We start from the raw sequence: 24,434 nt of genomic DNA on the forward strand, positions 1-24,434 counted from the left end.
ATTTTATCTGCCCCATCCGATTTTGTTCCATGCACGTTCGTGGAAAAAGTAGAGAACCATCTTTGTAATAAAGTCAACGGAAGCTATTGATGCGGCGATTGCGACCTCTTTGGTTAGCAAATACGAAATCAAAAGTGTATCCAAAGTGCCTATCACGCGCCAGCTAATCGCTTTGGCAACACTGCGAACGGGTCGCTCGGATTTTTGGTCCTCGGCAAATTTTTTCTTCGATGCGCCTTTATCTAAAATCAATTGGTCTACAATCATTGGTTCACAAATCTAATTACCCCATCAACTTAATAGAGTAAACAAAAATAAGGCGAAAATAGTATGCCTCCCAAAGAATTGTAGTCAAAATAGATTATTATCCTATAGATTTAGTAGATTGATAAAATCAAGGGCTTATAATTAAGGATTTTTCATCGGATTCAGGAATTTTTGAAGGGAGGATGGGGAAATGGGGATTGCGGCCGATGATTTTTATAGAATACGGAAAATTCAATAAGATGTGTATCAGCAGCTAAAAGATAATCAATCCCTTAGGATAGAATAAGGAAGAAACAGGGAATGACAGAAAACTAAATAATTAAATCCGCCAAGGTATTATTGCGATAGACATCCAAATTGGCATCCCTGACCATAAGCATCAATTTATTCACGGAACAAGTAGCTTCATCGGGACAGTCATCACATTTTTCGTAAAAATTAAGGCTTACACAAGGCACCATGGCAATGGGACCTTCGAGTATGCGCATCACATCGGTCATTAAGATTTCTTTGGGGTATTTAATAAGATAATACCCTCCCCCCTTTCCTTTCTTAGAACCCAAAAATCCGGATTTACGGAGGGAAAGCAAAATACTTTCCAAAAATTTTTGGGAGATATTTTCCTTTTCCGAGATTTCGGCGATCTGAACCGGCGTATTTTCTTTCTGGGACGCCAAGTAAGTCAAGGCTTTTAGGCCGTATTTGGTCTTTTTGGAGAGCATGTCGCTAAGATAGGGAAAAAGAGTTAGCAGTGGGCTATGGCAGTGAGCAGTTGTACATTGCGAAATCTGTAATGGAAATTTTGAAAACAGGTGTTGCTCGATTTAGAAAAGCGTTCCAATATCATCGGTTAAATAAATTTATAGGTTCCGTAAAAGGCGAATTGACGAAACTATACAACGGCTGCCAGGTTGCATATAATTCCGGTCGATTATTTTTAATCGTTGAATTAGTCGGTACTTTTTAGCTGCGCAAAAGATTTAGCCCAATATAAAATCGAGAAAATTACTCTTCCCAAAGATTGGATTGGTTTTTCATTCTAATTAACTTTCACTCAATCGATTCTCTAAATTTGTCGATTTTGAGTTTATTCCCTTTAATGTAGAGCATATCATTTCTAAGCAATTTTTCACTGGGGCCTACATTGCTGATCATCTTATCATCCCTCATAATGCTCAGTATATTTACCCCGAACTGATCCCTTATGTTGAGTTCACCAAGAGTCTTTCCAACGATTGCACTATTGTCCGTTTTTACTTTTAGGCAGGAGATGTTGAAGTCCGGGAAATTGGTCGGTCTGAATGTCCTTGGAATACTTTTTTTGTTCTTGAACATACTATAATTGTCAGATCTGGTCATTTCTATGAAGTATTCGATATCATCTTCTGGGACAAGGAAATTATGCAAGGTCCTCGCAAAAATTTCTATGGAGGTTTCGAATTCTTCAGGTATCACATCGTCGGCCCCTAGGGCAATCAGTTCCGGAATTTCCTTTACGTACCTTGTCCGTACGATTAAATGAACGGACCGGTTGATTGAACGGACACTGCGTATAATGTCCCTTGTTGCAATCGCATCGGAAACAGCTACAACGGCCACACGGGCACTGGAAAGATTTACAAGATCAAGGATATGGTCCTGGGCGGCATCCCCGAATATAATCGGAACACCTTCCTTGCGCTTATTTTTTACTAATTCTGCATTGAACTCAATTATTGTATGTGGGATATTACTAAATACGGCTGCCTTGGCAAGATTACTCCCATTTATACCGTATCCGATTATGACCAAATGGTTTTCCAGCCTTTCAGTAACCGTAAGGTCCGACAGATCATCGGATGAATCGGTATTTTTGTTCATCCTCTTAATGTGTTTGAACCGCATCATTCCGAAAGCTATATTTTCAGAGAAGATAATTACGAAAGGTGTAAGAAGCATCGAGACAATGGATACGGCCAAAAAATACTGGTTCGTCCTATCGTCCAATAATCCATTTTCAATACCTACTTTTGAAAGGATAAATGCAAATTCACCTACTTGAAATAGGGCAAGTCCGGTTAACAAAAACGTCCTCGGCGGATATTTCAAAACTGCAACGGCCAAGGCTGCGATTATGGATTTGAGCAAGAAAACGGCCAATACGATAAGAAGTATGGTAATAAAGTGCTGTCCGAAGAACCCGAGGTTCAACAGCATACCTACGGATATGAAAAAGAAACTGGTGAACAACTCCCGAAAGGGCAGGATAATACTCGTTGCTTGATGGCTGTATTCCGATTCGGAAATAATAAGTCCTGCAAGGAATGCCCCTAATGCCAATGAAAGTCCAGCTGTCGAGGTTAAAAAGGCCACGGCGAAACAAATGGTAATGGTCGTTATCAAAAAGAGTTCCTTGCTGCCTGTTCTCGCGATCAGATGCATCAACCTTGGCACAAGATACCTGGCACTAACAATGGTGATAACGATGACTATCCCCGTTTTCAAGATCAGCATAAGAACACTTTCCATTACATTGTCGGACTGACCAGCTATTATGGGAGTAAAAAGCATCATGGGCACCACGATAATATCCTGAAAAATAAGGATGGCTAGTGCGTTACGTCCATGGGGTGATGACATTTCGTTTCTATCTTGCAATACCTTGAGCACAATGGCCGTACTTGAAAGTGAAAACAGAAATCCTACAAAGAGGGATTCTTGCCAAGGGTTGCCAAGGAAATAATAGAACGCCCCTGAAACAACAACGGTCAGGCCTACTTGCAATGCTCCCCCAATGAAAACCGTATTTTTTATCGAAATCAGATGTTTAATGGACAGTTCCATACCGATGACGAACAAAAGTAATATCACCCCTATTTCCGAAATTATCTCTATTTGTTCGGTTTCGGTAACTAGCCCCAAGGCATGGGGTCCAATCAAAATCCCAGTAATCAAAAACCCTAGGATAGAGGGCAATTTCAAACGTTGAAGTACAAATACAACGACGACCGAGAAGCCGAGTAAAATCAAAAAATCCTCTAAAAGTGTTAAATGCATATTCAGGTGGTTAAACAGGAAACTAAAGTTTTTTTACCCCAACGCCTGCCCAACGTCCCCAATTATATCATCAATATGCTCCAGCCCTACCGAAACCCGTACCATACCATCGGTGATACCGGTTTCGGCCCGTTCTTTGACCGTTAGTTTGCTATGCGTGGTCGATGCGGGATGGGTGACGATACTTCGCGTGTCTCCAAGGTTGGCGGACAAGGATAACATCTTAATGGCGTCGAAGAATCTTTGCCCGGCCTCCAATCCTCCTTTAACCTCAAAAGCAACCACACAGCCGCCGGCTTTCATCTGCTTTTTGGCAATTTCGTATTGGGGATGTGATTTTAAAAAGGGATATTTTACCCAGTTCACCTTTTCGTGGCGCTCTAGATATTCCGCAAGTTTCAGTGCATTGTCACAATGTCGGTCGACGCGAACGGCCAAGGTTTCGAGGCTTTTGGAAAGTACCCAGGCATTGAAAGGGGATAATGCGGGTCCGGTGATTCGCGAGAAGCGGTAAATTTTATCGATCAATTCGGCACTGCCTACAGTAACGCCGGCCAGTACCCTGCCCTGCCCGTCCATCAACTTGGTACCGGAGTGGATGACCAAATCAGCGCCAAACTGTATCGGTTGTTGTAAATAGGGCGAGGCAAAACAATTGTCGACAATGAATATCAGATCGTGTTTTTTTGCTATATCGGCCAAGGCTTCCATATCCAAAACATCGACTCCAGGATTGGTCGGCGTTTCTACATATAGGATTTTTGTATTGGGACGTATCAGTTTTTCAATGTTTTCAACCTCATCGACCTTAAAATAGGAATGATCGATATTCCATTTTGGGAAAAAATTCATGAACAACGAATGGGTAGACCCAAAAACGCTGCGCGCCGAAACGATATGATCGCCACTGTTCAGCAAAGCTGCAAAGGTCGAAAATACGGCAGACATGCCCGAGGCAAAAGCAAAGCCCGCTTCGGCCCCTTCCATTTGGCAGACTTTCTCTATAAATTCAGAGGTGTTGGGGTTGGAGTATCGCGAGTAAATGTTCCGATTCTTTTCTTCCGCAAAGGAAGCGCGCATATCTTCTGCATCCTCGAACACAAAGCTCGAGGTCAGGTATATCGGTACGGAATGCTCCAAATTTTCGGTGCGTTCAAGTTGGGTACGGATCGCGTTTGTTTCGAATTTTTTATCCATTTTTTATTTCGTACTTGTAATTTTTATCCTTTCTCCGCAATCCGCAAAATATCCCCAAAAACCCCTCTTGCAGTAACCGCAGCCCCGGCACCGGCGCCTTGAATGACCAGGGGATGCGCTCCGTAGGATTCCGTATAGATTTCGATGATGGAATCGGAGCCTTTTACCTGCCCAAGGGCACTTTGCTTGGGCACGGAAATCAATTTCACTTCCAAAATACCTTTTTCCTTTTGCAGGTCGCCGTGCAAATCACCTACATAGCGGAGTACATGATTCGGCTTTTGTTCCTTTTTAATCGCGTCGAACTTTTTGTCTAGAATATCGAGATTCTGTAAAAAATTGGCTACCTCCCCTTTTCGTAAGGATTCGGGAATGAGATTTTCGATGTCAATATCGGAGAATTCATTGCTCAAATCGAGTTCCCGGGCTAGAATCAATAGCTTGCGGCCTACGTCATTGCCCGAAAGGTCTTCCCTTGGGTCCGGTTCGGTATAGCCGCTATCCATAGCATCCCTTAAAATCTCGGAAAAGGTTTGGTCGGACTCGGAAAAGGTATTGAAAATATAGCTCAGCGAACCTGAAAAAACGCCTTTTATCCGGGTAATGTTCTCGCCAGAGAGATGTAACAGCTTGATGGTGTCTATCAACGGAAGTCCCGCCCCGACGTTAGTCTCATAAAGATACTGCTTTTGATTCTTGACCAGTTCACCGCGCAACGACCGATAGTAATCGAACCCTAAAGTGTTCGCAATTTTATTGGAGGATACCAGATCAAATCCGTTTTTGACGAAATCGACATAGTGCGTCACAAAATCTTGGCTGGCGGTATTGTCAACGGCAATCAAGTTTTCGAGATGGTTTTCGCGGGCATAGGTGATAATATCCTCAATTGTATAGGGAATCCCCTTTTCCTCGATGCCCTTTTTCCAATTTTTGGATATGCCCTTTTTGTCCAAAATGACCTTGCGGGAATTGGCAATTGCAAAAATCTTTACATCAATGCCCTTTCTCTTTTCGATGGTTTTGGCGGATTTCAAAATCTGATCGATAAGCGTACCCCCAACGTTTCCATGGCCGAACAAGGCCAGGTTTATTTTATTGCTGATTCCAAAAATCCGGCCGTGCATGACGTTCAAAGCCTTGTGGAGATCTATTTTTTTGACTACAAGACTGACGTTCTTTCCGGAAACCGTATTGTTGAACAACAGCGGTACAATCTGATTTTTGATCAAGGCATTATACGGAAGGTGAAAGGTACTGAGATCTTGACCTACAATAGAAATGACCGATACTTCTTCTAAAACCGTGATCATGTTAATATCCCTGCTCACATAGTCGCCCTCGAACTCGGCATCCAAGGCCTTTTTGGCCCGTTGCGCCTTATCGGATTCCACGACAAGTCCGATACCTCGCTCCGAGGAGCCTTGCGATATGATACTAACACTGATGTTGTTTCTTTCAAGCGTCTTAAAAATACGGGCATCGATGCCTACTTTTCCCAGAAGTCCCCTACCCTCCAGATTGATCAGGGATACATTTTCGATTACGGAAAGGGATTTTATGCCGTCTTTTTCGGTCTTGGCACTGATCAAGGTACCCTCGTTATCATTGTTGAAGGTATTCAATATCCGAAGTGGAATGTTCTTTTCTATTAACGGGATGATGGTTTTTGCATGCAAAATCGTCGCCCCGAAATTGGCCAGCTCGTTGGCCTCACCATACGAGAGGTTGGCAATTCGCCGGGCATCGGATACCATATCGGGATTGGCAGTGAAAATACCATCGACATGGGTATAATTCTGAAGTTCCTCCGCATTTAGGAAGTTGGCGAACAAGGCGGCGGAATAGTTACTGCCGTTCCTTCCCAAAGTGGTAGTATCCCCATTTTCATCGGAAGCGATAAACCCGGTGATAATGGGTATCGCGTCGTGATCAAGCCGCTCGAACCTTTTCAGGATATTTTCTTTGGATTCCGCTTCCAGCACCGAGGCGTCCCCAAAATTGGAATCCGTTTTCACTAACTGCCTTGTATCCAGCAACTGTGCATTTATTCCTTTTTCCTGTAGCAATTGGGTGACCACTTTTCCGGAAATCAGCTCCCCGAAAGAGAGCACCTGGTCTTTTGTCTTTGCACTGTAATCCCCCAAAAGCGTCACCCCTTCAAGAAGTTTTGCCAAGGCTTTAAACTCGGTGGAAAGGTCAATATTTTCGAAGCTGTGTTGCTGATATTTTTCGAGGGCCTCTAAATCCTTTTTATATGCTTTTCGCTTGGCGGCCTTGTTCAGCAGTGTTTCCAGCTGGTCGGTCGCTTTTTCCCTAGCGGACAAGACTACCGCGATGTGTTCTCCTGCCTTCACCTTGCCAGTGACAATATCCAGCACCCTGTTGATGCCTTCACCATTGGCTAATGATCTTCCCCCGAACTTCAACACCTTGATACGTTCGGCCTTTCCGTTCGTATCAAAAACGGGCTTTAGCAACTGCTCCATTTGCTCGAACTCGATCAAAAAGGCATCATGGCCGTGCAGCGAATTGACCTCCCCGTAGGTGACGTTGCTGCGGGCCTGCGCAAGGCGTTTAAATGTATCCTTATTTTCCTGCGCCGTAAAAAACAGGTCTGAATCGACGCCGATGATATGGATGTTGGTATCACTATTCTGCAAATTGGCAAAATTGTCCTGTCCGTTTCGGGTGACGTCGATAGTCTTTAGCAATTGGTTCATCAATTTGTAGGCGGACAACTGAAAGCGTTCCTGTAATTTGTCCCCGTGATGCATCAGCCAACTTTCGACGTTAAAGACCTGGAGCTCTTCGTTAGTGCTTCGCTTGAAACGCTGCTTAAACGATTCTGGCGTACGGTAGCACAACATGGCATGCATGCGCGCGTCGTGTACAGGCTGTTTCGAGTTCACCAAAAACTGCTCCTGTATCTGGCAATTAGCGATCAACCAGTCGGTAGATTTCCAATCGGAGGCCACCGGAACCAAATGCTCCGTAATTTTGGGATTCATGGCGGCCATCTCCCAAGCGATGCCTCCGCCTAAAGATCCGCCGATAATGGCAAAAAGCCTGTTGATCTTCAGCTGCTTCAATCCCCATAAAAAAATACGGGCCATATCGCCGGCCACAAAATCCTTGTAATTCTCGATGATGAATTTGTCATGGCCGTTACCGGGTATATTGAACGATAGTATCGTATATTTATCGGTATCGATGCGCTTACCTTCCCCGATAAGGGCCGACCACCAGCCCTCTTCTCCCGTTACGTTGGAATTCCCCGTCAGGGCGTGGTTGACTAGAACAATGGGTGCGGAATGCAGGTCGCGGCCGAACAGTTCGTACGAAAGTGTTATGTCTTGGGTGACACCGCTAAGCGTGGTGTAGCCTTTTAGTTTTAAGTGGTAAAGCATTGAAGCAAAATCTAGATTAAACCTGTCAGGTTAATAGGTTTGTTTTAAGCAAGACATGTTACCTTCCTATCGGTAATGGACTTTCCCTAAAACCTGACAGGTTATAGTAGTAGGCCAAAACCTATTTTTCAAGGGTCGCAAAGGCAGTTTCAAGATCGGCTTTCAGGTCTTCAAGATCCTCAAGGCCTACCGACAAACGGATCAGGTCTTTGGTAACGCCCGTAGATTCCTGAGCGGCATCGTCCAACTGTTGGTGGGTGGTGCTCGCGGGGTGGATGATCAAAGATTTGCTATCCCCGATATTCGCCAATAACGAAAAGAGCTTGGTGTTGTCCGCCATCTTTTTTGCCGATTCGAATCCGCCTTTGACCCCGAAAGTTATCAATCCGCTTTGCCCTTTGGGTAGGTAAGCCTGGGCTTGTTTGAAATATTTGCTCGATTTCAGTCCCGGATAGTTGACCCAGGTCACCTCGTCCCTTCCTTGCAGCCATTCGGCAAGTGACAAGGCGTTTTCGCTGATATGCTTCATACGCACACTGAGCGTCTCCAAGCCCTGAATGATCTGCCAAGAATTGAACGGACTCGCGGCCCCCCCAAAATCCCTTAATCCTTCAATTCTTACTTTGGCTATAAAGGCCGCCGGCCCCAAAGCTTCGTGATAAACCAGGCCATGATAGCCGGCCGAAGGTTCCGTAAATTCCGGAAACTTACCGTTACCATAATCAAAGGTACCCGCATCGATAATAGCACCACCAAGGGCAGTACCATTACCGTTAATATATTTGGTAAGGGCATGGATGACGATATTGGCCCCGTATTCGATCGGATTCAAGAGCGCAGGAGTGGCGACGGTATTATCAACGATAAAGGGGATTTTAGCGGCTTTTGCCACGGAAGCAATGGCCTTTAAATCCAATACATCCAATTTCGGATTGCCTAGGGATTCCACAAAAACGGCTCTCGTATTTTCCTGTATCGCATTGGTGAAATTCGCGGTATCCGAAGCATCGACAAAAGTGGTCGTGATCCCCAATCTTGGCAGGGTTACGCTCAATAAGTTGTAGGTACCCCCGTAGAGACTGTTGCAGGCGACGATATGGTCGCCCGTTCGTAAAAGCGTCAAGAGCGCAGTCGAGATGGCCGACATGCCGGAGGCCGTCACCACGGCGGCAATTCCGCCTTCCAAAGCTGCCAAGCGCTGCTCGAGCACATCGTTGGTAGGGTTGTTTAGACGGGTGTAAATAAATCCGGTTTCCGATAAGTTGAAAAGATTCGCCGCATGATCGGAGTCATTGAACACATACGACGTATTCTGATAAATGGGTACGGCACGGGTACCGCCATGGGCCTTTACGTCATGACCTGCATGTAAGGCGTTCGTTGAAAATTTTGGATCACTCATTATTTTTGGTTTTAATTGTTAATATTTTGCTTTAAAGCATTCGGAACATCGTACCCAAAGGCAGACCATCCTATATAAACAGGATAGCCAAAATTAATTAGAGATAGTTTTGAAATATGTGATTGAATTTTTTATAGGCTTTTTTGTGCAGTACTAGACAAAATTTTCAAGCATAGCAGGGCTACAGTTTAAAATTTTAACGACGTAATGCGCAAAAGAAGACATAAAAAACAATCGACGTGTTTTAAAACAGTCTCTGGGCTATGAAGAAAGAAAATTACGGGAAGTAATTCGTTTATGTTATCTGCCAAGATACTGAAAACCCCCAATTTTGGGGCAGCACTTGATAGAATGTAGCACCTTCTCCAAGCATGCCGATAAGTATCGGAAGCCAGAGGGTTGCTAAGGTTTCAAAGGGTCTAATCCCTCCACCTTTCTTGATAACCGATCAGTATGTGTTTGAACTTTTGAAAAACAAATATAAGGATGGAAATCTATTTAATGCGCAATTCTTTAAAAAGATTGCCCGAAAGGTGATCATTACCTTTAAAGTTCTTCTTTTTATTTTTATAAATCCGTATTAAGCAAATGAAAACTACAACCCAAAAGCCGCTTTAACCTCCTCGACCCTATCCAACTTCTCCCAAGTAAACAGCTCTACTTGCTTTTCAACCCTACCACTGTACGGCGATTCAAAGACTTTGTTGACCGTTACAGGTTCTTTGCCCATATGCCCATAGGCAGCCGTTTCCAAATAGATCGGATTTCGTAATTTTAGGCGTTTTTCAATGGCAAAAGGACGCATATCAAACAATTCGGCCACTTTTATGGCGATTTCACCATCGTTCAATGCTACGTTCGAAGTGCCATAGGTATCCACATAAATAGAGGTAGGCTCGACGACCCCGATGGCATAACTAACTTGAACCAACAGTTCTTCGGCCACCCCGGCGGCGACCAAATTTTTAGCGGCATGACGGGCGGCATAGGCAGCACTTCGATCGACCTTGCTGGGGTCTTTTCCACTAAAGGCACCTCCGCCATGGGCGCCTTTTCCACCATAGGTGTCCACAATAATTTTTCGGCCCGTAAGCCCGGTGTCGCCGTGTGGGCCTCCGATGACGAATTTTCCGGTGGGATTAATGTGATAGGTGATTTGATCGTCGAACAGTTTTTGTATCGCAGGCGGCAACTGTGCCTTGACCCTGGGTATCAAGATAGAAACAATATCCTTTTTAATCCTTGAGAGCATCTTTTCGTCGTCGGTGTCGAACTCGTCGTGTTGTGTAGAAACCACGATGGTGTCAATACGCTGCGGTAGGTTATCTTCCGAATATTCAATGGTAACTTGAGCCTTGGCGTCGGGCCGTAGATAATCAATTTCCTTATTTTCCCTCCGTAAATCGGCCAGCGCCTGAAGTATTTTGTGAGAAATATCCAAAGCTAGGGGCATGTAATTGTCCGTTTCCTTTGTGGCATAGCCGAACATCATTCCTTGGTCTCCCGCGCCCTGCATCTCCTTTGATTCCCGATCCACGCCTTGATTGATATCCTTCGATTGTTCATGAATGAGTGAAATCACCCCGCATGAATCACCGCTGAACTGATATTCACCGTTCGTATATCCAATTTTATTGATAACATCCCTGGCAATTTGCTGTACATCTAGGTAAGTGGTGCTCTTTACCTCACCGGCCAATACGACCTGCCCGGTGGTGACCAAAGTTTCACAGGCTACCTTACTTTCGGGGTCGAAAGCCAAAAAATGATCTAACAAAGCATCGCTGATCTGGTCGGCAATTTTATCGGGATGACCTTCACTAACGGATTCTGATGTAAATAAATAGGACATAACTTTCACTTTTTAGGATAGAAACGGATTTGAAAGTATCGCCAAAAGAAGATGATAAAAACTAATTTATCAACTGCTTTAGCATTTTTTATGCTGAATTTATTTCAGCACCTAGCCCGATCGAAGCTGGCTGCCGAACTGGTTTCAGCATCTCACTTCCTTAAAAGCTAGGTCCTGAAACAAGTTCAGGACAAGAGGTTGCAATCAGTCAAATCCTTCCTCTTTTAATAACAGTTCAAAAGTACATAAATGCCAAGGAAATAAAAATTATAAGTCCATTGGATTAGAAATTTTTGAGCTTGTTTGCGTTTATAATCGCAACGCATTCTTCATCTTCCCCAAGATACTTTGTATATTGTACTCCCCATTTACCACTAACCCTTAATCTGATTCTTTATGCATATTGCGGTCGCAGGAAATATTGGTGCAGGCAAAACTACGTTGACGCGACTGTTAGCCAAGCATTATCATTGGGAGGCGAATTTCGAGGATGTTGTAGACAACCCCTATCTCGACGATTTTTACAATCAAATGGAACGCTGGAGCTTTAACCTTCAGATCTATTTTCTCAATCAGCGGTATCGCCAGGTGCTAAAAATCAGGGAAAGCGGCAAAGACACCATTCAAGACCGCACGATTTACGAGGATGCCTATATCTTTGCCCCCAACCTTCACGCCATGGGGCTGATGACCAATCGTGATTTCACCAACTATAAAAGCCTGTTCGAATTGATGGAAACTTTGGTGCAGCCGCCCGATATTTTGATCTATTTACGGAGTTCGATTCCCAATTTGGTTGGTCAGATCCATACACGGGGGCGGGAATATGAGAACAGTATCTCCATCGATTACCTCAGCCGGCTCAACGAGCGCTACGAGGCTTGGATACATCACTATGAGAAGGGAAACCTGTTGATCATCGATGTTGATGACATCAATTTTGTGGATAAGCCCGAAGATCTGGGTACGGTCATTAATAAGATCGATGCGGAAATTAATGGATTGTTTTGATCAAATAAATCCGTTTGCCGTCGCATGTTCGATCGCCTGCTCACTACTTTCCACCAAAAGCACAGGTGTTACCTTATATTTTTCAAAGAGCCCTTTTACCCGCTCCATCTTCCGTTTATGGTCAACGCTTCTCAGATAAATGGCCAAGATGTTATCGGGATGTAATTCTGCAATTTCCTTATAGATATCGGCGTCATGTTCTCCGCTATCGCCGATAAGAATAAATTTGAGATCAGGGTAGGTTTTTAGGATGTTGATGATTTCCTTCTGCTTTTGAGGTTTTTCGCCCCCCGAACCGAGGCCGCCCCATGTTGGAAAATTCCGAAGCAAAACGGGTCCTTTAGGAAAATTGTTTTTGGTCAGGAAGAGTTCTAGGTACCGGTATAGGTTCCAGGGACTGTGACTGACGTAGAAAATAGGATTGGCGGCCTTGCCCGATTTCCCACGGTGTAGCTGTCCGTAAAACTGGGCGGCCCCTTTTAGGGGCGTGCGTTGATCCGGTCTTTTAAAAAAGGTATTGAACACCACTTTCCACTTTAGCGAAGACACCACCCCGGTTTTCAGAATGGTGTCGTCAATATCGCTGATTACACCGAAATCGGCTTTTTTTGAAGGAATCAATAGTTCTCCCGGAAAACGGTTCTGGTGTAGGATTTCTCTTTTCAAAGCGGTATCCGAGTACGAAATTTCATAGTTTACCCATCCCTCATCATTGGCTAAGCGGTTCAGACTTTCGACCGTTGTTTCCACGCGATAGTAGCCGCGTTTATCCGTAGTTCCCGTGATGGCTCTGCCATCCTGAAATTGTATGGTAATGTCGGTATTACGAATCTCGTCGACCTCGAAGCGTTTCACAGAATTCCACAGCAGGTTGAAAAAGCCTTTTTTCGAAAGGTCGATTTCTTCATCTTCCAAGGCCCTGCCCCGGGCATAAAAATGCGTGTCGGTGCCGTAGCTCTGAAAAGTGATGATCTGAAGTTTGTCTTTTTTGCCGAACCAAGCCATAGAGGTCAAATATAGGGAAAAGCAGCGGAGGTTGAAGGTTGCGGGGAGCGCTTTGAAAACTCCCGTTCCCTCACCCAAAAGGACGGCTTACTCATTGCTCATTTTGTACACAGGATGTTATGCTTAGGTTTATGTCATGTTTAACCCGCCTGTCAGTCGTCAGGCCAAAAAATATCAAAAAAAAAGAAGCCATCGTATTTATTTCGATGGCTTCCCCTATATTTATAATGTGAGACTTTATGCTACTTCCGAATATCAATACTTTCGATAGTAACCTCGGTCTCGGAACCTTTCGATTCAACGGTTCTATCCTCAAAAGCCTGCAATTGGCTTTTAACCTCGGCCTGTGTACCCCTGAATGCCTTTTCCTGGGTTACTTTTTCGCCGTTTACAACTGCCGTATAAGCAATGGTCGCTTCGGCCAAGTCGCTGTTGTCGGACTGCATTTCAATCTTGATTTCTTTTGCACTCTCCGTAGTGGCCACGCCGGTTTGGGTCATGGCGATACTTGGGGCGATAACGAGTGCGACAACGGACATCAATTTTAAAAGGATGTTTAACGAAGGTCCGGAAGTATCCTTAAAAGGATCACCGACCGTATCGCCTACTACCGCCGCTTTGTGGGCATCGGTACCTTTACGGCCGTCTGATTCGATCATTTTTTTGGCATTGTCCCATGCACCACCGGCGTTGGATTGGAAAATAGCCATCAAAACTCCGGCTGTAGTTACCCCTGCGAGCAAACCGCCCAACATTTCGGCACCACCGATAAAGCCGACCGCAACGGGTACGGCGATCGCCAACAATCCGGGTAAAACCATTTCCTTTAGTGAGGCCTGCGTAGAAATTTCCACACATTTTTCGTATTGGGCAACCCCATCGGCAGCATCGAAAATCGCTCGATCTTCTACCGTTGCCTTAGACATATCGGAATCATATTTTCGCATAACCGCTAAAGCGGCTTTCAGTTCGGGAATATCACGGAACTGACGACGTACCTCTTCAATCATTGCCAAAGCGGCGCGCCCGACCGCGTTCATCGATAGGGCGGAGAATACAAAAGGAAGCATCCCCCCTACCAGCAGTCCGGCCATGATATCAGGTCTTGATACATCGATCGTTTGCACATTGGCGACCTTCATAAAGGCGGAGAACAACGCCAAGGCGGTCAAAGCCGCCGAAGCGATGGCAAAACCTTTTCCGATGGCAGCTGTAGTATTTCCAACGGCATCCAACTTATCGGTACGTTCACGAACTTCGCTCGGCAATTCGGCCATTTCGGCGATACCCCCTGCGTTATCGGAAATCGGTCCGTACGCATCAACGGCCAATTGGATACCTGTATTCGCGAGCATCCCAACGGCAGCGATGGCAATACCGTACAATCCCGCAAAATGGTGCGAAATCAATATGGCAGCGGCAATCAATAAAATAGGTATCATAGTGGACATCATGCCAACGCCGAGACCGGCAATTATATTAGTAGCGGCGCCCGTTTCAGATTGCCTAACGATGTCGTTTACCGGCTTCATGCCCGTTCCCGTATAATATTCCGTAATCTTACCGACACCAAGACCGGCAACCAGACCCGCGATCGTTGCCCAAAAGATGCCCATCGCACCCATAGGTAGACCTTCTACGGATTCAGGAATCAAGGCGTGGATTATAAAATAAGAAGCGGCGACCATCAGTCCGGCAGATAAAAATTCCCCAATGTTCAATGCCGTTTGTGGATTTCCGCCATCCTTTACCTTAACGAAGAAAGTTCCGATAATGGACATGATTATTCCAACCGCGGCAAGTACCAACGGCAGGTAAACGGCTCCCAATCCTCCGAAATCCGGAGTAATAATAAAAGCGCCCAAAACCATGGTTCCGATGATAGAACCGACATACGATTCAAAAAGGTCGGCGCCCATTCCGGCGACGTCACCTACGTTATCGCCTACGTTATCGGCAATAGTAGCGGGGTTCAAAGGATGATCTTCGGGAATGCCCGCTTCCACCTTGCCCACCAAATCGGCCCCCACATCGGCCGCTTTCGTATAGATACCTCCACCCACACGGGCAAAAAGCGCTATTGATGAAGCGCCCAAAGAAAAACCGGAGAGGACGTTGAGTACCAATTGCAAGTTCTCGGCACCGGGCCAAATACTCTGGTAGATCATGAAGAGTCCGCTTAATCCTAGAACGCCGAGGCCTACCACGCCAAGGCCCATTACAGAACCGCCGGCAAAGGCCACTTCCAAAGCCTTGCCCAAAGAAGTTCGGGCCGCTTGGGTCGTTCTAACATTGGCTTTGGTAGCGACGCGCATCCCAATAAAGCCAGCCAAACCTGAACAGACCGCACCTACAACGAATGATAAGGCTACCATTCCGTGTGATCCGGCTTCGGCGCTTCCTTTAAAATAAAGTAGAACGGCTACAGCCAAAACAAAAATCGAGAGAATCTTGTACTCCGCTTTCAAGAACGACATCGCCCCATCGGCGATATTTTTGGCGATTCGCGCCATCTTGGCATCGCCCTCATCTTGCTTGGCGACCCAAGCATTTTTAATAAAAACGAACACAAGGGCCACAATTCCGAAAACCCATAAATAATTTACTAGTATTTCCATATTCAGTTAGGTATTTTTTAACGGGGGCTAAAGTAATAAAATTGACTAGAATAAAAAAAGCCATCCTTATTTATAAAGATGGCTTTTTCTACGCTTAATTTTCAGGGAGAATTTTATCCTCTAAATCATAAAGGTTCGTCGGTCTTTATGGTCGCTTTCTACATATCTTTTTACACATTGGTGGTATATCTCGACGGCTTCATCGACATTGCCCCAGCCACCGGTATCGACCTTTTTCTTTTCGAGGTCTTTGTAGACCTTAAAAAAGTGCTCTATCTCTTTTAAACGATGTGGATTCAAATCGCTGATATCGTTGTTATTGCTCCATATCGGATCGGAAACGGGTACGCAGATAATTTTTTCGTCAGGTCCCTTTTCATCGGTCATGTGAAAGACGCCGATCGGCCTCACCTGCATCACCACCATCGGATAGGTCGGTTCGGCACCCAGTACCAGCACATCGAGCGGATCTTGGTCCAATGCGAGCGTCTCGGGAATAAAGCCATAATCGCCTGGATACATCATCGAGGAAAAAAGCATCCGATCAAAACGAATTTTGTTCAGCGTAAAATCATACTCATATTTATTTCGGCTCCCTTTAGGGATTTCAATAAGCACGTCGAAGGTTAGATCTGCTTTTTTGGACATTTCTTTGGATTTTTAGTTCTGCAAAGGTACGAAAATGAGATTAGTGAATGAGCGCTTTAAAGTATGCCTTTTTTACGTTAACTGGATATTCGCAGGTAATATCGTTAGAAAATCCGACTAAAACCTGACACCCCTGTGAAAACTTGGCAGATATGGCATGTGGAGAAATCCGACAGGTCTTCGAAAACTTGGCAGATTTGGGTCGGGGGAAAATCCGAAAGGTCCTAGAGACTGCTAGAGACTGTTTTAAATTGTGCGTTAAAAATTAAATCCGAACGTTCCCGTCACACTGAAAGGCCTCGCTTCGGGGGCATCCAAATAATTGCCCCTGAAGTTGAAATCAATTCTAAAAATCTTGAAAATATTGCCAATGCCAACTGAATATTCATAATAGATTTTATCGTTGGGTGCCTGCAAGGGTATGTTTGTAGGGGCATTCAGGGCGATGTTCTCGTCTGACAGTTCGCCCCAGACTCCCCTTAATCCTACAATTTCCCGCAGGTCGAGCTTTCGCAAAATGGGTATCCTCGAAAACAAGCGGCCGTTGAAATTATGTTCTAAATGAACGGAGACATACGTATCGGTCACAAACTCATAAAAATCGAGATTGGGAAAGGTGTTGTACAACGAAAATAGGGTCTGATTTCCGGGGATGACGTTCAAGAGGCCGAGCGGCACTTCCCCAAAGGTCTTTCCTACTTCCACGGTACTCCGCAATCGTCCGAAACCACCTAGTACCCAAGGTTGGCTATAGGAAAACTGGAGTTTACTATAATTGAAATCACTTTCCAGAAAACCTTGCAAGCCTCGGGTGTAGTTCAATAACAGCGTACTATAATCGTCATTGATATCACTGCGTTCGACCCCAAAACCGATGGTACGCTTGCCAGGCGTATATATCAGCGTGGTATTCACGTCGAACTGTTGTATTTCGGAGGATATACCGCCCGCAGCATTGGCATCGACATAATCAAGACTAAAGGCATCGGGCAATGCGGAACTCAGTGTACGGAACGAATTACCGATACGTATTCGAAAATTGGAAATCGGTTCCATCTCTATATTAAAAGTACTCAGATTGATATTGGTCAACCGATCGTTCGCCCCAACGGTAAATACCGAAGAGGATGCGATACTCCGCCCCAAAACATCATTGGTAGCGGTCAGGTTTAGTCCCAATTGTTCAATATCACGGCGATTGCCCCCGGAAATGATCAAGCGGGACTTTTTATCGACCAGCCACTTTCCGGATACCCCATATTTGCCTTTTTGATCCTTAAAGCCATAGGCCATATACCCTTCCAGGCGCCAAAGGTCGTTCTGGCCGAAATAAGTGCGCGCCCCGCCACGTAGGCGAATACCCTCTGCATCGTTATAGCCAAAAACACTATAAACATCGCCGATATCCATGTTCCATTTATCGACTTCTATGTAGCCGGAACCCAAAATACTGACAATATTATAGTAAGATTTGAACTTGGGAACTGTCTTTAAGGTATCCAATAGTTGATAGACCCCTTTTTCATCCTTGTTTAAGGATTCGAGGCGGTTGTTGGTCCAAAACGTCGTGTCCCGCGTCATTACGATCGGGTCGAACGGATTGCTCTCCGTTTTGTAGAAATCCCTTGGTCGCTCTTGGTCGAACTGGTGGCGGTCGTAAACGGTCGTCCGCTTTCCGTAGATACCGCGGGATTTTTCCTTTTTGCTGTAACTGAAATCCGTCAGCATATAATCCCGCTTCAACAGAAAAACACTATCGTTGAGCACGTCGAAATCCTGCTCGATATAAACGTCCTTGACCCAGTTCAGATTGGCACTTTTGACCACCTGCAGATTGATATTCTTGATAGCATAGGTAGTATCGTTGACCCAAAAATCGCCCTTAAAGGTCAATTCGTTCTTACGCCTGGGATAATACACGATATTATAGCACCATTTGTTATCGATGAAAGCACTATCGCGCAACGCGTAATTATAGACGTCAATGCCCGTTTTGGAAAGGGGACTCGTAAAACTCTTGTCAAAAAATTTGATGTAGTTATTGTACACATTGTATTCGGCGTACATGTCTTGCACAAAGGCGGTAATGGACTGATTGTTCTCGAAACCGGAGTTTTTACTGCCGAGTACATCTTCCTTTTCGGTCTGTAGGATATTATCGCCATACACTTTCGAAAATTTTTCGTTCAGAAATATCGGCAGATAGGTCTTTCCGGTTATTCGAGAGGTATCAAGGTCTTTGAACATGAATTCAAGGCCTTTGAAGACACGGCTCTTAATGACCGAACTGTCGATGGTGTTCAGATCGAACTCCACCTTTTCATATTTGTCATATTTATACTGATCGAATAAACTGAGTCCGTTTCGGCGTTTCTTTTCCCAGATTTTTCTGAGGATATCGATAGCGGGATTGTTCTTTTTGGACTGTTTGCCCGCGATTAGCACCACTTCTTTCAGCTGCTCGCTCGACTCGACCATGGTGATTTTCATATCATAGTTCACCTTTTGGGACAAGTTGATCTCTTGGGTCTCGTAGCCGATAAACGATACGATCAGCGTTGGATAGGTAGTGTCCGATTCTAGATAGAACCTGCCATCGTCGTTGGTAATCGTACCTTCCTGCGAATCTTTAAAGAGCACGTTGGCGAAGGGCACCGTCACGCCAGCTTCGTCAATAATGACGCCACCGACCTTGGTCTGCGCATACGAAAATGCAACCATGAGCAGGAAAATCGGTATGAGGATTCTTTTCATCTAAATTATTTCGTTGACGACACCCATGGTACAACTAACGTATCACGAACTCCTTTGCAATGGAGGTTTTGATTTGAAAACCGTCCATAAAAAATGCTCCGCCGACCTACGTCAACGAAGCAAAAGTACCCTTAGTATCTGTATCCTTTATTTATATAACACTTTCTTAACAGCCTTGATCACATCTTGGTGGTTCGGCAGCCACTCTTTCAATAACACCGGGGAATAGGGCGCCGGTGTATCGGCAGTGTTGATTTTTTGGATGGGTGCATCCAAATAATCGAAAGCGTGCGCCTGAATATGGTAGGTAATTTCGGTAGCAACGTTCCCGAAAGGCCAAGCTTCTTCCAAAATGACCAGTCGGTTGGTTTTCTTGACAGATTTGAGTACGGCCTCATAATCTAAAGGATATACGGTGCGCAGGTCGATGATCTCACAGCTAATATCCTCCCTTTCAAGTTCTTCGGCGGCTTTATAGGCCTCCTTTATGATTTTTCCGAAAGATACAATGGTCACGTCCGTACCTTCCCTTTTAATATCGGCCTTTCCGATCGGGATGGTAAATTCGCCCTCAGGCACATCCCCTTTATCCCCGTACATCTGCTCCGATTCCATAAAAATAACCGGGTCATCGTCACGGATCGCCGATTTCAGCAATCCCTTGGCATCCGCAGGATTGGAAGGTACGACGACCTTCAAACCGGGACAGTTGGCATACCAACTCTCGAAAGCCTGGGAATGCGTGGCGCCCAATTGCCCCGCAGAGCCCGTGGGACCACGAAATACGATGGGGCAGGGAAATTGCCCACCGGACATCTGACGGATCTTGGCCGCATTGTTGATAATCTGGTCGATACCCACTAAGGCAAAGTTAAAGGTCATGAATTCGATAATCGGTCGGCAGCCCGTCATGGTAGAGCCTACCCCGATACCGGAAAAACCCAGTTCGGAAATCGGCGTGTCGATAATGCGCTTGGCGCCGAACTCGTCCAACATCCCTTTTGACGCCTTGTAAGCCCCGTTATATTCCGCCACTTCCTCGCCCATAAGGTATATGGACTCATCATTCCGCATCTCTTCGGACATCGCTTCGACAATGGCTTCCCTAAATTGTAACGTTTTCATAAGCTTAATCTTTTCCTGAGGCTTTTAGCGCAAGCAAAAATAGGAAAATATATGGCAACCCATCACCCCATCCCATCAAAAAAGGGATAAAATTTATTATGCATGCATAGCTTTTTTCGGAATTTATAGCTATCTTCGTAGAGACAATTTTAAAAGAGTAAAGGAAATGAAAATATTGGTTTGCATAAGTAACGTACCCGATACGACATCGAAAATCAATTTTACCGATGGCGACACGAAATTCGATACCAACGGGGTGCAATTTGTCATTAACCCCAACGATGAATTCGGACTCACACGTGCCATGTGGTTCAAGGAAAAACAGGGAGCTACCGTACATATTGCGACGGTCGGTGAAGCTACGGTCGAACCGACTATGCGCAAAGCTTTGGCCATAGGTGCCGATGAAGGCATTCGGGTAAATGTGGCACCTACCGATGGATATTTTGTAGCCGAGCAACTGGCGGCAGTGGTGAAAAATGGCGAGTACGATTTAGTAATCGCCGGACGGGAATCCATCGATTATAACGGTGGGATGGTGCCCGGTATTTTGGCCACGATGTTAGGTATGAATTTTGTAAACACCTGTATCAGCCTTGAAATCGAAGGGGATACGGCAACCGCAATCCGTGAAATCGACGGTGGAAAAGAGACGGTAAAAACCGCCTTGCCGCTGGTCATTGGCGGCCAAAAAGGTTTGGTAGAGGAAAGCGACCTGAAAATCCCCAATATGCGGGGTATCATGATGGCCCGGAAAAAAGCGCTCAACGTTGTCGAACCCGTTGACGCCACGAAAGCCACCCAAGACGTCAGTTTCGACAAACCGGCTGCAAAAGGGCAGGTTAAACTGGTCGACTCGGTCGATGAGTTGGTAGATCTGTTGCATAATGAAGCGAAGGTGATATAAATTCCAAACAAAAAGAAACATGTCCATATTAGTATATACAGAATCCGAAAACGGAAAATTTAAGAAGAACGCCTTTGAAGTGGCCTCTTATGCCAAAGCAGTGGCCGATCAGATGGGGACTTCGGTAACCGCGATATCCTTCAACGCTTCCGAGCACGAAAACTTGGGAGCCTATGGGGTTTCGAAAGTTTTGAACGTGACCCATGATATTTTAAAAACTTTCAACGCCGAGGCGTATGCCAAAGTGATCGCCCAAGGGGCAGAAAAAGAAGGCGCCAAGGTCGTGGTGGTCAGTTCAAGTGCCAACAGTAAATTTTTGGCGCCCATTTTGGCCGCCAAACTGAAGGCCGGCTACGTGCCGAATGTAGTAGCGGCCCCCGATAGCACATCCCCTTTTAAAGTGAAACGTACCGCTTTCAGCAACAAGGGTTTCGCACATACCGAAATCAGCACTGATATCAAGATTATTGGAGTCTCTAACAACGCATTTGGACTGAAAGAAAACCAGGCCGATGCCCAAGTAGAAGATTTCAGTCCCGAATTGGGCGACGGTGATTTCTCCGTCAAATCAGTGGATATCGATAAGGTGGCCGGCAAGGTCACCATCGCCGATGCCGAGATAGTAGTATCCGGAGGACGCGGAATGAAAGGACCGGAAAACTGGGGAATGATCGAAGAATTGGCCGATGTGCTAGGGGCGGCTACCGCCTGTTCCAAACCCGTCTCCGATATGGGATGGCGCCCACACGGCGAGCACGTGGGGCAAACCGGCAAACCTGTTGCCGCTAATTTATATGTAGCGGTAGGTATCTCGGGAGCCATTCAGCACTTGGCGGGAGTCAGTGCCTCAAAGACCAAAGTGGTCATCAACAACGACCCCGAAGCCCCTTTCTTCAAGGCAGCGGACTACGGAATCGTCGGCGATGCCTTTGAAGTGGTACCCAAACTCGTCGAAAAATTAAAGGAATTTAAAGCGCAAAACGCGTAATATTTGTTAATTTGCGCGCCCAACGGGGCTACTTAAAATGTCTGGAAAGCCCGATATTTAAGTAGCCTTTTTGTATTTTTATAGCCTATGAGCTTAGTACGATTAAAAATTAAGGGAATTTCCTATAGTCAAACGCAGAACGGCGCCTATGCCCTCATTTTGAACGAGGTAGAAGGTGACCGTAAATTGCCTATAGTCATCGGAGCCTTCGAGGCACAGTCGATAGCCATCGCCCTTGAAAAAGAAATCAAGCCTCCACGACCCTTGACACACGACCTATTCAAGAATTTCGCCGATCGCTTCGAAATCGTCATCAAACAGGTCATCATCCATAAATTGGTCGACGGCGTCTTTTATTCCAGCATCATCTGTGAGCGAGATAAAATTGAGGAGATTATAGATGCGCGTACCAGCGACGCCATCGCTTTGGCCCTCCGTTTCAATGCGCCAATTTTCACGTACAAGACCATTTTGGACAAGGCCGGTATCTTTCTTAAATTTTCGTCCAAGGACAGCAAAAAAGAAGGCAATAATGAAAGCATCGTAGTCGACGAAATCTTACAGGAAGGGGATACCGTCGAAATCGAATCCGGTGCCTCCGACGGATATACCGAACTTTCGATAGACGAACTCAACAAAGAACTCGATAAGGCCGTCGCCAATGAAGACTACGAAAAGGCCGCCAAGCTTCGCGACGAGATTTCCAAACGCAATTAATTTAGCAAACGTTTAATGAAACGCACCCTCTGGATTCTCTTGCTGGCCCTTTTTTTTATTTTTCCGGCCGTAGCACAAGATTCTCTCGGTCTGGATGCCGTTGAAGGAGTAATTATCAATGATGTGCTTTCCGAAAACGCCGCGGAAATCGTTCCCAATCAAGGTATTTCCATTAGTAGCGTTTCCCGGGGTTTACTGGGGATGTTGGTACTTCTTTTACTATCCTTTTTGTTCAGTTCGAACCGTAGAGCGATCAATTGGAAGACCGTGGGGATTGGGCTGGCACTTCAATTGATTATCGCCATAGGCGTTTTGAAAGTTACCTTTATTCAAAAAGGATTCGAGGCCGTAGGGGAGGTTTTTATCAGTATTTTAGGATATACGAGGGCAGGAAGTAAATTTTTGTTCGAGGGGCTCGTGGTCGATACCAACACCTTCGGCTATATATTTGCTTTTCAGGTACTGCCGACCATAATCTTTTTTTCCGCCCTGACCTCCTTGCTTTTCTATTTGGGCGTTATTCAAAAGGTAGTAAAAGCGCTGGCATGGCTATTGTCCAAAAGCCTCGGCATCTCCGGACCGGAAAGCCTTTCGGTAGCCGGAAATATATTTTTGGGCCAAACGGAAGCCCCGTTATTGATCAAGGCCTATCTTGAAAAAATGAACCGATCCGAAATCCTACTCGTGATGATCGGCGGGATGGCTACCGTAGCGGGAGCCGTATTGGCCGCCTATATCGGGTTTTTAGGAGGAGAGGACAAGCTACTGCAGCTCGTCTTTGCCAAACATCTTTTAGCCGCATCGGTGATGGCGGCTCCTGGTGCCATTGTCATCTCTAAAATGCTCTACCCCCAGACCGAGCCTGTAAACACCGAAGTAGAAGTTTCCAACGCCAAAATAGGTTCGAATGCTTTAGATGCCATCGCCAACGGCACCACCGAAGGTCTCAAACTCGCGGTAAACGTAGGCGCCATGCTTTTGGTATTCGTTGCCCTGATCGCCATGATCAACGGCATCTTGGGATATGCCGGCGACCTCACCTCCCTCAACGGATGGATTGCCGCCAATACCACTTACGAAACCTTTTCTTTGGAAGCGATTCTAGGCACCCTCTTCGCCCCGCTCATGTGGCTCATTGGTGTCGCCAACGAAGACATCATGCTCATGGGCCAATTACTAGGAATCAAATTGGTCGCCAGCGAATTCGTCGGCTATATTCAACTGGCCGAACTCAAGGACCTCGCCACAGGCGCCAATTTATCCTATAACAAATCCGTCATCATGGCCACCTATATGCTTTGTGGCTTCGCCAACTTCGCTTCTATTGGTATTCAGATCGGCGGTATCGGTTCATTGGCTCCCGGACAACGCAAAACGCTTTCCGAATTTGGGTTGAAGGCCGTTTTAGGCGGGTCTATCGCTTCACTGCTTTCGGCAACGATTGCGGGGATGATATTGGGGTAGTGAGGTTGTCATCTTTTGACTTATAAACTCCAA

At 45.6% G+C, this 24,434-nt stretch carries 17 protein-coding genes and 1 riboswitch; of the genes, 5 read left to right on the forward strand and 12 right to left on the reverse strand.

Features of this window, described 5'->3' with window-relative positions; all coding sequences use genetic code 11:
• Positions 1-3 precede the first annotated feature (3 nt).
• From BLT07_RS16755 to metK, 7 genes are all read right to left on the reverse strand, one after another.
• A complete protein-coding gene (locus BLT07_RS16755) occupies positions 4-267 on the reverse strand; it encodes a DUF2061 domain-containing protein (RefSeq protein WP_091872024.1) in 264 nt (87 codons plus the stop codon).
• Positions 268-578: 311 nt separating this feature from the next.
• Positions 579-989: an RrF2 family transcriptional regulator gene (locus tag BLT07_RS16760; protein WP_091872028.1), complete on the reverse strand. Its 411-nt coding sequence runs from the start codon at positions 987-989 to the stop codon at positions 579-581.
• A 328-nt stretch (positions 990-1,317) separates the two neighbouring features.
• The gene (locus BLT07_RS16765) at positions 1,318-3,303 is read right to left on the reverse strand and encodes a monovalent cation:proton antiporter family protein (RefSeq protein WP_091872032.1); all 1,986 of its coding nucleotides are present in this window, start codon (positions 3,301-3,303) and stop codon (positions 1,318-1,320) included.
• A 33-nt stretch (positions 3,304-3,336) separates the two neighbouring features.
• On the reverse strand, positions 3,337-4,500 hold the full coding sequence (locus tag BLT07_RS16770; protein ID WP_091872037.1) for a trans-sulfuration enzyme family protein: 1,164 nt from the start codon (positions 4,498-4,500) through the stop codon (positions 3,337-3,339).
• A gap of 23 nt (positions 4,501-4,523) precedes the next feature.
• Positions 4,524-7,910: a bifunctional aspartate kinase/homoserine dehydrogenase I gene (gene thrA / locus BLT07_RS16775; protein WP_091872041.1), complete on the reverse strand. Its 3,387-nt coding sequence runs from the start codon at positions 7,908-7,910 to the stop codon at positions 4,524-4,526.
• A 121-nt stretch (positions 7,911-8,031) separates the two neighbouring features.
• On the reverse strand, positions 8,032-9,312 hold the full coding sequence (locus BLT07_RS16780; protein ID WP_091872044.1) for an O-acetylhomoserine aminocarboxypropyltransferase/cysteine synthase family protein: 1,281 nt from the start codon (positions 9,310-9,312) through the stop codon (positions 8,032-8,034).
• 297 nt (positions 9,313-9,609) lie between these two features.
• A riboswitch (SAM riboswitch) is annotated at positions 9,610-9,759 on the reverse strand.
• Between the two features lie 148 nt (positions 9,760-9,907).
• Positions 9,908-11,164 carry a methionine adenosyltransferase gene (gene metK, locus BLT07_RS16785; protein ID WP_091872048.1) on the reverse strand — a complete coding sequence of 419 codons (1,257 nt, stop codon included), beginning with the start codon at positions 11,162-11,164 and terminating at the stop codon, positions 9,908-9,910.
• Positions 11,165-11,560: 396 nt separating this feature from the next.
• Here metK and BLT07_RS16790 point away from each other — a divergent pair, with 396 nt between their 5' ends.
• A complete protein-coding gene (locus BLT07_RS16790; RefSeq protein ID WP_091872051.1) occupies positions 11,561-12,175 on the forward strand; it encodes a deoxynucleoside kinase in 615 nt (204 codons plus the stop codon).
• Here the strand turns inward: BLT07_RS16790 and BLT07_RS16795 are convergent, their stop codons facing one another.
• From BLT07_RS16795 to BLT07_RS16815, 5 genes are all read right to left on the reverse strand, one after another.
• Positions 12,176-13,180: an App1 family protein gene (locus BLT07_RS16795; protein ID WP_091872054.1), complete on the reverse strand. Its 1,005-nt coding sequence runs from the start codon at positions 13,178-13,180 to the stop codon at positions 12,176-12,178.
• 242 nt (positions 13,181-13,422) lie between these two features.
• The gene (locus BLT07_RS16800; protein ID WP_091872057.1) at positions 13,423-15,798 is read right to left on the reverse strand and encodes a sodium-translocating pyrophosphatase; all 2,376 of its coding nucleotides are present in this window, start codon (positions 15,796-15,798) and stop codon (positions 13,423-13,425) included.
• A gap of 120 nt (positions 15,799-15,918) precedes the next feature.
• A complete protein-coding gene (locus tag BLT07_RS16805; RefSeq protein ID WP_091872060.1) occupies positions 15,919-16,446 on the reverse strand; it encodes an inorganic diphosphatase in 528 nt (175 codons plus the stop codon).
• A 258-nt stretch (positions 16,447-16,704) separates the two neighbouring features.
• Positions 16,705-19,200 (reverse strand): DUF5686 family protein, encoded by a 2,496-nt coding sequence (locus BLT07_RS16810; protein WP_091872063.1) that lies wholly within the window; start codon positions 19,198-19,200, stop codon positions 16,705-16,707.
• Between the two features lie 147 nt (positions 19,201-19,347).
• The gene (locus BLT07_RS16815; RefSeq protein ID WP_091872066.1) at positions 19,348-20,325 is read right to left on the reverse strand and encodes a pyruvate dehydrogenase complex E1 component subunit beta; all 978 of its coding nucleotides are present in this window, start codon (positions 20,323-20,325) and stop codon (positions 19,348-19,350) included.
• Positions 20,326-20,491: 166 nt separating this feature from the next.
• Here BLT07_RS16815 and BLT07_RS16820 point away from each other — a divergent pair, with 166 nt between their 5' ends.
• The 4 genes from BLT07_RS16820 (at position 20,492) to BLT07_RS16835 (ending at position 24,401) form a co-directional block, all read left to right on the forward strand.
• Complete coding sequence (locus BLT07_RS16820; RefSeq protein WP_091872069.1) at positions 20,492-21,232, forward strand: electron transfer flavoprotein subunit beta/FixA family protein; 741 nt, start codon at positions 20,492-20,494, stop codon at positions 21,230-21,232.
• A 19-nt stretch (positions 21,233-21,251) separates the two neighbouring features.
• The gene (locus BLT07_RS16825) at positions 21,252-22,220 is read left to right on the forward strand and encodes an electron transfer flavoprotein subunit alpha/FixB family protein (protein ID WP_091872072.1); all 969 of its coding nucleotides are present in this window, start codon (positions 21,252-21,254) and stop codon (positions 22,218-22,220) included.
• A gap of 87 nt (positions 22,221-22,307) precedes the next feature.
• Positions 22,308-22,937 carry a bifunctional nuclease family protein gene (locus BLT07_RS16830; protein ID WP_091872076.1) on the forward strand — a complete coding sequence of 210 codons (630 nt, stop codon included), beginning with the start codon at positions 22,308-22,310 and terminating at the stop codon, positions 22,935-22,937.
• 15 nt (positions 22,938-22,952) lie between these two features.
• Positions 22,953-24,401: a NupC/NupG family nucleoside CNT transporter gene (locus tag BLT07_RS16835; protein ID WP_091872080.1), complete on the forward strand. Its 1,449-nt coding sequence runs from the start codon at positions 22,953-22,955 to the stop codon at positions 24,399-24,401.
• Positions 24,402-24,434: the final 33 nt, after the last annotated feature.

This window comes from Pricia antarctica (assembly GCF_900101815.1).
Lineage (GTDB): Bacteria > Bacteroidota > Bacteroidia > Flavobacteriales > Flavobacteriaceae > Pricia > Pricia antarctica.